The sequence below is a fragment of the Flavobacterium sp. C3NV genome (assembly GCF_046825355.2).
GTDB lineage: Bacteria > Bacteroidota > Bacteroidia > Flavobacteriales > Flavobacteriaceae > Flavobacterium.
Genome location: NZ_JBKQBJ020000017.1, coordinates 92,391 through 105,416, shown reverse-complemented (window position 1 = coordinate 105,416; position 13,026 = coordinate 92,391). Strand labels below are relative to the sequence as shown.

General features: G+C 32.7%; 6 protein-coding genes. 4 read left to right on the top strand and 2 right to left on the bottom strand.

What is annotated here, in order from left to right; genetic code table 11:
• Window positions 1-22: 22 nt before the first annotated feature.
• The 3 genes from ACIDC4_RS20840 (at window position 23) to obgE (ending at window position 3,228) form a co-directional block, all read left to right on the top strand.
• Window positions 23-595 (top strand): adenylate kinase, encoded by a 573-nt coding sequence (locus ACIDC4_RS20840; protein WP_065450832.1) that lies wholly within the window; start codon window positions 23-25, stop codon window positions 593-595.
• A gap of 212 nt (window positions 596-807) precedes the next feature.
• Complete coding sequence (locus tag ACIDC4_RS20835; RefSeq protein WP_194617138.1) at window positions 808-2,082, top strand: hemolysin family protein; 1,275 nt, start codon at window positions 808-810, stop codon at window positions 2,080-2,082.
• A gap of 144 nt (window positions 2,083-2,226) precedes the next feature.
• Window positions 2,227-3,228 (top strand): GTPase ObgE, encoded by a 1,002-nt coding sequence (gene obgE / locus ACIDC4_RS20830; protein WP_194617139.1) that lies wholly within the window; start codon window positions 2,227-2,229, stop codon window positions 3,226-3,228.
• Window positions 3,229-3,337: 109 nt separating this feature from the next.
• Here the strand turns inward: obgE and ACIDC4_RS20825 are convergent, their stop codons facing one another.
• Complete coding sequence (locus ACIDC4_RS20825) at window positions 3,338-3,868, bottom strand: porin family protein (protein WP_412043680.1); 531 nt, start codon at window positions 3,866-3,868, stop codon at window positions 3,338-3,340.
• Window positions 3,869-4,182: 314 nt separating this feature from the next.
• Here ACIDC4_RS20825 and ACIDC4_RS20820 point away from each other — a divergent pair, with 314 nt between their 5' ends.
• A complete protein-coding gene (locus ACIDC4_RS20820) occupies window positions 4,183-6,327 on the top strand; it encodes a S46 family peptidase (protein ID WP_412043681.1) in 2,145 nt (714 codons plus the stop codon).
• A gap of 185 nt (window positions 6,328-6,512) precedes the next feature.
• Here ACIDC4_RS20820 and ACIDC4_RS20815 read toward each other — a convergent pair whose 3' ends face one another.
• Entirely contained in the window at window positions 6,513-13,013 is a 6,501-nt protein-coding gene (locus ACIDC4_RS20815) for an alpha-2-macroglobulin family protein (RefSeq protein WP_412043682.1), read from the bottom strand.
• Window positions 13,014-13,026 lie beyond the last annotated feature (13 nt).

Below are 13,026 nucleotides of genomic sequence, written 5' to 3'. Positions count from 1 at the left end.
AGTAACAACACTCACTCATATTATGATTAATATTGTTTTATTTGGAAAGCCAGGAGCAGGAAAAGGAACTCAGGCAGAATTTTTAAAAGAAAAATACAAATTGACTCACCTTTCAACAGGAGATATTTTTCGTTTTAATTTAAAAAATGATACAGATTTAGGTAAAAAAGCAAGAGTTTTTATGGACAACGGAGAATTGGTTCCTTGCGAAGTTACCACTGCAATGTTAATAGACGAAGTAAACAAACATCCTGATACAGCAGGTTTCTTGTTCGATGGTTACCCAAGAACATTAGATCAGGCACAAGCACTGGATAAATTTTTACCAACAATTGGGTCAAGTGTTACTGCTACAATCGCATTAGAAGCCGATGATGAAATTTTGGTTGCGCGTTTGTTAGAAAGAGGAAAAACAAGTGGAAGAGTTGATGATCAGGACGAAGAAAAAATTCGTGTAAGATATCAGGAATACAATGAGAAAACGGCTCCACTAATTGGATATTATAAAGAACAAAACAAGTTTTATGCCGTAAACGGTATCGGAACTATCGAAGAAATTACAGAGCGATTAACGTCAGTTATAGATAATTTGTAGAAGCTTTTTCCAGCTGTACGTGAAATCCCGATAGCTATCGGGACACTAAAAAACTATTTTTCTATACCATAAAACGAGCTTCCTCCGGTCGCTGTTTTCTGGCAAGAAAAATTAGTTTTTTTAGCTCCGGGCTTTTCTCTTCCATCTGGGCTATGAAATACCGAAGTTGCAAATTATATTAACGAACTATTAAATAACGAATAACCCTCAAATTGGAAATACTAATAATATTTTTTCTAATACTATTAAACGGAGTTTTCTCTATGTCTGAAATTGCACTTATTTCAGCAAGAAAAAACAGACTCGAAACTGCCGCAAAAAAAGGAAATAAAAGTGCCAGGATTGCGCTCGATTTAGCCAATTCGCCAAATAAGTTTTTATCTACAGTACAAATCGGAATTACCTTAATCGGGATTTTGACAGGTATTTATAGTGGTGATAAAATCACGGTAGATGTAGAAACATTTGTGAGCGGATTTGCTGTTTTAAAACCCTACGCACATTCAGTTGCAGTTGGGATTGTAGTTGTAGTCTTAACATTTTTCTCATTAGTTTTAGGAGAATTGCTGCCAAAACGAATCGGGTTAAATTATCCTGAATCGATTGCAAAAATGGTAGCAATGCCAATGAAGATCATTTCGATTATTACAGCACCATTTATTTGGCTGCTTACCACTTCGACAGATTTTTTACTGAACGTTTTACAAATTAAACCTTCAGCCGACGGAAAAGTGACCGAAGAAGAAATAAAAGCCATTATAAAAGAAGGAACTGAAGGCGGAGAAGTTCAGGAAATTGAACAAGATATCGTAGAACGTGTTTTTCATATTGGTGACAGAAAAGTAAATTCATTAATGACACACCGTAAATCGGTAGACATGTTGCCTTTTAATGCTGATAAAGCCAAAATAAAGGAACTTGTTCTTATGGATTTGCATACCGTTTATCCCGTTTATAGAGATAATTACGATGACATTGTGGGAATCGTAACCCTAAAAAATATATTTGCCAACATCGAAAGCGATCATTTTGATTTAGGAGCAATAATGACAGATCCTCCTTATTTAATGGAGCAGACAACAGCTTACAAAGCATTAGAAAACTTTAAGAAAACCGGAGTTCATTACGCTTTAGTTTCTGATGAATACGGTGTTTTCCAAGGAATTATTACTTTAAATGATATTCTGGAAGCTTTAGTTGGTGATGCATCTGATTTTTATAAAGACGAATTTCAATTGGTCGAAAGAGAAGATGGTACATGGCTCGTAGACGGGCATTATTCATTACACGATTTCCTAACCTATTTTGAGTTAGACGAATTGACAAATGATTACGAAGTAAATACAGTAAGCGGAATGATTATGACCGAGCTTTCTCATATTCCAAAAGAAGGCGAAAAATTAATCTGGCAAAAATTTGTGCTGGAAGTCATTGATATGGATGGCGTAAAGATTGATAAAGTGTTGGTGAAAGCACTTAAAGAGTAAAGAGAATAAAATAGTTTTCAGTCACAGTATTCAGTCGCAGTTTGCACTGAAAGCGAGACTGAGACTGAACTAAAAACAATAGAATTTAGTAATACGATTTAGAGCAATCTAAAATCCAAAATCTAAAATCTGAAATTAAAAAAAATGACAGAAGGAAATTTTGTAGATTATGTTAAGATATATGTTTCTTCCGGAAAGGGAGGAAAAGGATCTACACATTTACATAGAGAGAAATTTATTGAAAAAGGAGGCCCGGACGGAGGTGATGGTGGTCGTGGAGGACACGTGTATTTAGTTGGGAATAAAGGTTTGTGGACATTATTTCACTTAAAATTTGCTCGTCATATCAAAGCTGGTCACGGTGGAGACGGAGGAGGAGATCGTAGTACAGGTGCTGATGGAGAGGATAAATTTATCGAAGTACCTTTAGGAACTGTCGTAAAAGATAAAGAAACCGGAGAAACCTTATTCGAAATTACCGAAGATGGTGAAAAAAGAATCCTTTCAAAAGGAGGAAAGGGTGGTTTAGGAAACTGGCATTTTAGAAGTTCAACCAATCAGACTCCAAGATACGCACAACCAGGTTTACCGGGTGTAGAGATGGATGTGATTCTGGAACTTAAAGTTCTGGCCGATGTAGGTTTAGTAGGTTTTCCTAATGCAGGAAAATCAACTTTATTATCTGTATTGACTTCTGCAAAACCAAAAATTGCCGATTATCCCTTTACAACCTTAAAACCAAACTTAGGAATTGTAGCCTACAGAGATTTTCAATCGTTTGTAATTGCCGATATTCCGGGAATTATTGAAGGTGCTGCAGAAGGAAAAGGTCTTGGACATTATTTCCTGCGTCATATCGAGCGTAACTCAACATTGTTGTTTTTAGTTCCTGTTGATACACCTGATATTAAAGGAGAATATGATATTTTGGTAAACGAATTGACCAAATATAATCCTGAAATGTTAGACAAAGAACGTCTTTTAGTAATCTCAAAATGCGATATGCTGGATGACGAACTTAAAGCCGAACTGAAAACAGAATTAGATGTTGCTTTCAAAGACATTCCTTATATGTTTATTTCATCAGTTGCCCAACAAGGTTTAACGGATTTGAAAGATAAACTTTGGAAAATGTTAAACGACTAAGAAAGATATTTTAAAAATAGAAAACCCGACAATTTTATGATTGTCGGGTTTTTGTTTTTTAACGAAAAAAACAAATGATCTCAGACTAATTTCCAGTTAAGCAAAGAAATTATAGTCCGAAATTTTTAGAGATTCCAATATTAAGGGTTTTTCCAAAGTTAAAACCTAACCGCTCTTGTCTTGGGTCATTTTTTCCATCAAGGTTGTCATATGTAATTCCTCCAATAGAAAAGTTTAATCCAAAACCTCTTTTCATATTAATGAATAATCCCGGATCAAAACTTGCGTACATTCCTTTTGCATTGTTTAAGGAAGTGTTTTGATAACCAGCTCCCAAATCGGCATAAAATGAAAATAATTCAGAAAGCGAAGTTGAGTAACGAACAAAACCTCCAATTTTATAATTTTCTGTTTTTTCTAATCCTTTTACATCCAAAGTACCAATTGCTCCCTCAACACCCGCTGTCCAGTTATCAGCAAATTGATATCCTACTTTTGGAGAAAACTCAAAATTAGTTGCTTTAGAATCTCCAATTTTTTCTGAGTCAAATCCAACATTTCCTCCTAATAAAATTGAACCTTTTTGGGCATTTGTAATGGTTGCAATAAGTAATGCAACTGCCAATAATAATTTTTTCATTTTAATTTAAATTAATAATTTGCGGCAAACATATTAATTAATATTTGTAAGAAATAATTTATTTTATAATTTTATTTATGAAAGTTTATTTTTACAATTTAATTAAATTTATTCATGATTTTGAATGTTTTGTTTTGGATTTTAAGAGTTTTACAGAATAAGAGTTTGAAACTAATAATATATTTGTTGGCTTTATGAAATTGTGAATTTCGTAAAATTGTCTTAAAATGTATTCTGTATCTTTTGGTTTTGATGACTTGTGCTATTTTTTGTTGCGAAAATGAATTATATTCGCATCACTTAAACAAAATAACATGAAAAAAATAGTTTTATTCTTGACCATGTGCCTAATGGCTTTTCCTGTAAAAGCTGATGAAGGAATGTGGTTTTTGATGTTTATCGAAAGATTGAACCATAGAGATATGGAAAAAATGGGCTTGCAACTTACAGCCGAAGAAATTTACAGTATTAATCATCATAGTTTAAAAGATGCGATTGTACAATTTAACGGAGGTTGTACTGCTGAGATCGTTTCTAAAAACGGTTTGGTTTTAACCAATCACCACTGTGGATATAATGCGATTGCTGAACTTTCTACAGCTGAACAAAATTACCTGAAAGACGGTTTCTGGGCAAAAGAAAAAAGTGCCGAAATGAAACCAAAATCATTATACGTTCGTTTCTTCGTTCGTATGGATGATGTTTCTAAAAGAATTTTATCAAAAGTAAATGATACAATGACTGAGACTGAAAGAAACAAAATCATTCAGCAAGAAATTAGTTTAATTGAAAAAGAAAACAACGAAGGCGGAAAATATACTGTTTCTGTTCGTCCTTTCTTTCAGGGAAATGAATATTACTATTTCGTTTACCAGGATTATACCGATGTGCGTTTAGTAGGAACTCCTCCTGAAAGTGTTGGTAAATTTGGTGGAGACACTGATAACTGGGAGTGGCCACGTCAAACAGGAGATTTCTCTATGTTTAGAGTTTACGCTGATAAAGACGGAAATCCTGCAGCTTATTCTAAAGACAATGTGCCTTTACAGCCTAAACATTACTTACCTGTAAGTATTAAAGGTGTGAAAGAAAATGATTTTGCTATGATTTTAGGATATCCGGGAAGAACAAACCGTTGGATGCCAGCTGGCGGAATCGAGCAAAATATAAAATATGCATATCCTGCATGGGTTGAAGGTGCTAAAACCGGAATGGATGTAATGAAGAAATATATGGACAAAGATGCAACAGTTCGTTTGCAATATGCGTCTAAATATGCTTCGACTGCCAACTACTGGAAAAACCGTCAGGGAATGATCGATGCCTTAACAAAAGCCGGAACGGTAGATGTTAAAGCGGCACAGGAAGATAAGTTCTACGAATGGGCAACTAAACCTGCTAATAAAGAAAAGTACGAAAATGTAATTCCTACTATTAATGAGTATTACAGATCGACAAACTTAAAAGCAACTCACGACAATTACTTAATGCAACTTTTACGTACATCAAGTTATGCAGCAGGACCTTCAAACTTAGGAAATGCATTGATTGCTTATTATAATGAAAATGACGCTAAAAAAGCAGAAATGTTACCTAAGATCAATGCGATGATCGATAACATTTATGGAGAGTTTTATGCGCCGCTTGAAAAAGACATTTTTGCAGCACAATTGAACTTGTATACATCAAAAGGTGCTGAATATGGTTTAGGTACTCAAGTAGCTAAAATGAAATCAGAGAATAAAGGTGATTTTACTGCAGATGTTGAAAAAGCAACTGAGATAAGTTACTTTACAACTAAAGAAAAAGTGTTGGCATTTATGGCTAATCCAAAACCATTAGCAATTGTACACGATCCTTTGTATATTATTTCTAATGATTTGATGACAAAATACCGTGCTAAAACAGATGATCAGGCAAAATCTGATGACGGTTTTGCAACTGCTTTCCGCGAATTGGTTGAAGGTTTAAGAGAATCGAAATTAAACACAATTCAGTACCCTGATGCCAACTCTACTTTGAGACTGACTTACGGAAAAGTGCGTGCATTACCTGCAGATCCAAGAAACGATGCTACAATTAATAACTATACTACTATGGAAAGTATGGTGAAAAAATACAAAGCAGGAGATCAGGAATTTGATTTACCAAAACGTTTGTTAGAATTGAACAAGAAAAAAGATTACGGACAATATGCTGATAAAGCAGGATATATGCCAGTAAACTTTTTGACAGATAATGATATTACAGGAGGAAACTCTGGTTCACCGGTTCTTAACGGAAAAGGAGAATTAATTGGTATTGCTTTTGACGGAAACATCGAAGCTATGGCCGGAGATGTTATTTTTGATCCTAAATTGCAAAGAACAATCAACGTAGATATTCGTTACGTTCTTTGGATTATCGACAAATACGCTGGAGCTAAAAATATTATTGATGAATTGACTATTGCAAAATAATCTCAATTGATTTATAAAAGTAAACCCGACAAGTTTTTAAAGCTTGTCGGGTTTTTTTTATGACTTTTATTTATAAAAGAATGTCATCCTGAGCGGAGTCGAAGGCTTGTTTGTCGTGGAGGGCTTCGACTTCGCTCAGCCTGACACAAGTTGAAATTTTGGAATTTGAATTTTATTCCAAGTTGTTAATTCACTTTTACACGTATCCCTTTTGTATGACTTGAAAACTCCGGAGCATACATACTTTCGATTGTGGTAATTCCGTTCGAGAATTCACCGCTGTTGTTTACCCTAATGTCATATTCTATTACATAAGTTCCTTTGTTGATTTGGTCAAAAAATAAATGCGTTGCGGCATCTTTTGTACTCATATAATATCCTAAACCATCTTTGTATTGATATTGTGAAAGAACATTTACAGGTTCAAAACAAGAAGCGCGCATATCTTTTAAATGCACAAATTCCATGTTTTCTTTAGATTTTATAACTAATCTTACCGTAACTAAATCACCCGTTTTTAAAGGGTTTTTACTTGTAATTCTTTCTAATTGATCGTCTTTCATGGAGTTTTTCTTTAGATATAATTCTTTAGAAACTGATAAAACAACACCTGAGTTATTTTTGATTTTATCCAAATCTTCAAAATATTGCCAATAAACACCACCAAATCCCGGAACTTTAGATTTGTTTTGAATGCTGATTGAAGCCATTTCTTTTTTGACTTCATCGGCTTTCCAATTCAGTTTGATGTAACCGGTTTCGGCTTCTTTTTCATTTTCGGCTAATTTTTTGGTTACCATTTTTTCGTTTCCAATTTTAATGATGGTATTGTCTTTCACACTTAGCCAATCATTGCCTTGCATCAATAAAGCATAAACAGCTTCTGTTGTCGATTTTGTCGTTGGCCAGTTTTTGGTTTGCTTGTTTTTTAGCAACCAGACTTTCATGGCATCGACAGATTTGGTGTCGTGGCTCACTTCGGCGAAAGCCTCAATCAATAAAGCCTGAGTTTCTATAGGTGCCTGATACCAATACCAACCTGCTTTGTTAGCGATCCAGTACATGCCCCAATCTTCATTATTCGATGACGTTTCTTTCAGGCTTTCTATGATTTTTTTAGCCGATTCGCTTTCTCCAAAACGATTTAGAGTTAAAGCGGCTAATCCTTTTTCGTAAAGGGAATATTTTAACCAATCTTTTTTAGTTGTTTCTAAATACAATTTAGTTGCTTTTTGCAAAGTATCAGAAAGCGGATAATTTTCTAAATAAAAACTTCTGGCATACAAATAATGCAAATCAGAATATGGATTGATCCAAATTAATTTCTCTGATTTTTTTAAGTTTTTGGTTCTTTCTTTATAATAATCTAAGAATTTATTATCCAGAAAAGGTATTCCGGTTTTGGTGATTTGATCGATTTTAGAATTGTTATTTTCTGTTTTGTTCAGTTTCGATAAATGACCTAAACCAGCCAGAATATGTCTGGTGATATATTCGCTTTCAGAACTTCCGTCAAACCATGAAAATCCACCTGAAGGTTTTTGCTTTTGTTTCAATTTATCGAAAGTAGCTTCTTGCGACGTTTTCATTTTCTCCAAATCAAACAAAAGAGCCAGGTTTTTTTTCTTTTCTTCTTCGCTTTGAGCATCATTCAGCCACGGCGTTTCTGCCAGAATGATTGATTTTAATTCTTCGTTTTCTTCTAATTTCGAATTCAGTTTTCCGTTTTTTCTCCAGTTCTCAAAAACAGTTGCAATCTTCGGATTACTCGATATAATTTCTGAGGCCAAAGCATTCGCATAAAAACGAGCAAAAGTCTGTTCGGCACATTCGTGTTCATATTCCATTAAATAAGGCAAAGACTGAATCGCAAGCCACGAAGGATTTGATGTGTATTCGAAAGTAAGCTGATGGTTTTTTAAAGTCGTTGAATTATTGTTTTTTAAATTCTCAAACGTGTATTGTTTAGTAGAATTCTCTCGAACCCAAATCGGAATACTTTCTGTAACCAGCATATTATTGGTCAAAACCGGAAGTATGTTTTCTTCTCCATCAGAGAAATTACCAGATTTGGCCAAAATTTTATATTGAACGCCTTGCAAACCTTCGGGAATTGAAATTGTCCAACTCGCCGTTGTGTTCCCAAAAGCACCAACAGTAAAGTTACGCACGTTTTTTGCATTTAGCATTTTGGCATCTATTGGTTGCATTGTTGTTGCATCGAAAAACTGTAAAATAGCGATTCCGGTTTTGGGCTGATCTGTAATATTCGAAATTTTGGCAGAGATTACAATCGTATCTTTTTCTCTAAAGAATCTAGGGAAATTAGGCAAAAGCATTAATTCTTTTTGCGTCACCACACTTTTCTCTAAATAACCTGAAACAGCATCTTTATTATGTGCCAATAAACGAAGCTTCCAAGCCGTTAAAGCTTCTGGCGAAGTAAAATTGAAACTTACTTTTCCGCTGGCATCGGTTCTTAAATTGGGCAAGAAGAAAGCAGTTTCAGAAAGGTTTTTTCTGGCTTTTACCTGCGTTAAAGCTTCTAATGCTTTTTTGGTTGTGATGATTATGACTCCGTTTGCAGCTTTGCTTCCGTACAGTGCTGTGGCTTTTGCATCTTTTAAAACATCCATCGAAAGGATATCTGCTGGATTTAAATTGTTGGCCTCATCTTTTGAAGCAATTTCTCCGTCGATCACGTACAATGGCATTTTTCCGTCAATTGATGAGTTTCCTCTAATTCTAATTCCTGCAACTCTTCCGGTTAGAGTTTCTGAAATAGCAGCAGTATTGTAAACATTATTATCTTCTTCAACAACTTCTGAACTGACAGATTTTGATTTTACAGCAGCAGTCATATTTCTTTTCGTTGTTTTGCCATAACCTACAACAACAACTTCTTCTAAACCATTTGAGTCTTCCTCTAAAATAATATTAATATTTTTTTGATTATTTATTAAAATAGTTTGACTTTTTGAACCAATATAACTAAAAACAACTTCTTCTGTTCCTGCTGCTTCAATTTCGAAATAACCATCATAATCTGATAATGTGCTTCTTTGAGTTCCTTTTATTGTAATCGTAACTCCTGGAAGAGGTTGGCTCGATTTATCAGTAACTGATCCGTAGATTATTTTTGCATTTTTTGGTTTTTTCAACTTTTTATTCAGTTGTTTTTGATATTCTCTTTGTATATAATTCTCTTTTTGGTCGTTATTAAAGTCAAATCCAAACCACATTAGTTTAGTTGTTTCGTTATTCAGCTCTATATGTCTGTATGGTGAGTTTAGATTGTTTATAGAAGCGTATATTTTATCAAAACCTAAGCTTGATTTTTTATTGCTTTGATCACTTTTATAATCATAAAAACCTAAGCCGTTCCAATTTTTTGTAGTAAATTGATCTAGTGAACTATCATACATAGAAGCTAGAACTTCTGCTTCGTTTTTGGTATTTATAGCATTTAATTTAAACGACCAGTTTTCGCTGCTTCCGGGTTGAATCTTATTTCTGAAGCTTTCTACGCTAAATTCTAATTTTGGAGTTGAATCTTTTAAGGTTACTTCAATCTCATTATTAAAAGTTTCATTTTCAAAAACACTTTCAAAACCTATTTTTACTGTTTCTTTAAATTCTTTTTTGATCGGAATTTTAAGTGTTATTTCATTGTTTTGAAGATGATAAGTTTCCTGAGAAAATATTTCACTTTCATAATTTCCTGTGGTTATAATATAAAGTTCAGGAACAACCGATGTAATTTTTAATGTAACAAAACCATCTTTTTTAGGATCTGTATTAATTTGATCGATCTTGAGTAATTTACTAGTATCGAATTTGTCTTTACTTTGAATAAGTTCAAAATTAGAAATACTTTCGATTGTATTTTTAAAAGTGTCATTTGCCGAAAAAACAACTTTATAATTCCCGGATTTATAGTTTGAAATAAAATCTAATGCAAGATTTTTGTCTTTTTGAGTATCTATTGTTTTATTAAATACCAAAATTTCCATGATACTATCTTTTGTGTTTTTATTATTTTCATAAGGAAATAATTTCTCGAACTCCTGATCAGATATCGTTTTGATTTCAGGTTGAGGAAATACTCTCCCTTTAAATTTATTCGAAAATGGACTTATATAATAGATCTTGATTTCGCCTTTGGCAGCTAAAAATTCACCATTTAAATTCGTACTCGATAGTTTGATTTGATTTTTGTTTTTGGTCTCTATTACAGTAGGAATTGAGGTTGTAAGAACTAAATCATGATAACCTACTTTTACAGTAGTTTCAGTTTCGTGACTTTCACCATTAATATCTGTTACATTAGCTTTTATACGGTAATTGAAAACGGGTAAAAGATTTTTTTTGCTGTTTTTAGAAGGGGAAGCAACAAAATCAATAATGAACTTACCTGAAGCATCGGTTTTAGTTTCGCCAGAGGCTAGAATTTCATTGTTGTCCTGTGCATAATAACTTCTATAATAACTTGTATATCGGGTTACTGTATAAGTTACTTTAGCATCAGAAATATTGCTTCCGGCAAAAGCTTTGGCGGTTCCTTTTACCTTCATTGGTTGATTAACCTGAAAGCTTTCTTTTTTAGGATCAAAAGTCACTTCAAATTTAGGACGTTTGTATTCTTCTACCCTAAATTCTATTTCTGAATTTTTGAGATTGACGTGATCCCAAAACGGATGATCTTCTTCGTCTTTGTTATATATAATGTCATTCTCATACGTATTGGGCTCATCGGCTTTCATCGTAAAGGTCCCGGTAAGTCCTGTTTTAGGTAATATAAATTCACCAGAGAAAGAACCAAACTCATTTGTTGTAACGGTAAATTCCTGAACTTTTTTACGATTTACATCTTCAACATTAATTTTAAAAGTAGTATTAGTAACTATTATATTTTTATTGTTTTTTTCATGGATTGCGATTCCCTTATAATAAACTGTTTGTCCTGGACGATAAATTGCGCGGTCGAGATAAAATTCGACTTTACCATCTGAATACGAATCGTTTTTGTCATTCTCTGCAATATATTCAGAGTTATAATTTATGTAGTTTTTATGTATATTAAGCGTGTCATTTTCTGCGTTTACTATTAAATCTTCGTAATTATAGTTGTTGAGTTTTTGACTATTAACTGCTATTCCGTTCTTATCGGTTTTAATATAAAATGAAGGAGATTTAATAGTTGCATTTTCTACTGGTTTTCCGGTTTTTCTATCCAATACCTGAAATGTTTCTTTTGATGATGTTTGAGATGCCAAAACAGATAAGTTTGAAACGGAAATAGTTTCATAACAAAACGCTTTTTTATCTTTTAAATCTGAGTCACTTTCAAAATAAACCAAATAAGAACCTTTTTCTAATTTCGGCAAAAGAACTTCTGTAGTGTATTCGAAAAAATCTTTTTTATCTACAAGTGAGTAAGTTTCACTTTTGAGAGGTTGTAATTTTCTGATAATAGCATTCCCTAAGCTATCTTTTTTATAATTCGATTTTCTAAGTTCAATAAACTGATTTTGATTGATTTTATAAAATGATATTTTTAGTCGTTCCAGGTTTTTATAACGAAATAATGCTCTGGTATTTTCATTTGCATATGTGTATTGCTGTAGTTGAGCCTGTATGCTTTTATATAAAATGTTACCTTTTTTTTGTAAAGCTAATTTGTATGTATTAGATCGGTTGTTAACATTTATAATACTGTCTAAAGTTGCAAGTGCCTTAATATTGTAATCGGGATGAGTTTCTTTTGATGCTTTTTGAATTAAAAAAGCAGCTTTTTCCAATTGTATTTTTTGAATTAAAAAATCATCGGTTGTAATTTTTTGTAGTTTATTTAATAATGGAAAATAAGTTTCGTCGATATCCAGCAGATTTGTTTTGGAAAACTGTATGCGTTCCCACTGATTTTCTAGTGATGAATTGTTTGCCTCTTGTTTTTGATATAATTTAAGAAGTATGCGTAAATTATCATTAGATACAAAATCAAAATTCAATTTTATAAATTCATTTGAATTCCCTAAAAGTTGCTCCTTAATGCATATGAAATCATTTTTTTGAATCTCCCATTGACGGATTCTTGATGTGTAAAGAGCTATGTTTTCCTTAATAAGATAATCATACAAGGTTTCCTTTTTGAACTTTTCTAAAATAGAATAATCAAAAATAGCTTCATATTTAGTTAGTGATGTATTATTTAAGATTGCTTCATTTTCTAATGACTTATTTAAGATGTTATTAATTTGAACAATAAAATTATTTTCTGTCCAGGTCAAAAAGTCATTGTTAAGATCAGTTGTGTTAGTTCTGTTTCTTATCTTATAAATATTTCGATTAAAATAATTATTTAAACATTGAGCATAAACCAAATTTAAAATTGCTTTTGATGGTATAGAAACACGATTGATATCTGTGTTAAGATTGTTTAAAATTTTGGTTTGTGCATTTTCATCAAGAACCTGTAAATATTTAGATTGATAAAAAAAGCTTTTTGTCATTTGTACTTCATCTTTATTCGAAACCGCTTTTTTGTAAATTTTATCTACTATCTCATTCGCCGATTTAATTTTTCCTTCGTTTTCAAAGTCAATAACTTTATCCCATTTTTTATCAGTTTGTTGTGCAAATAAAGCCGTTGAGAACAATAAGAAAACAAATAATATTTTTTTCATAAGTGAGTTTTAG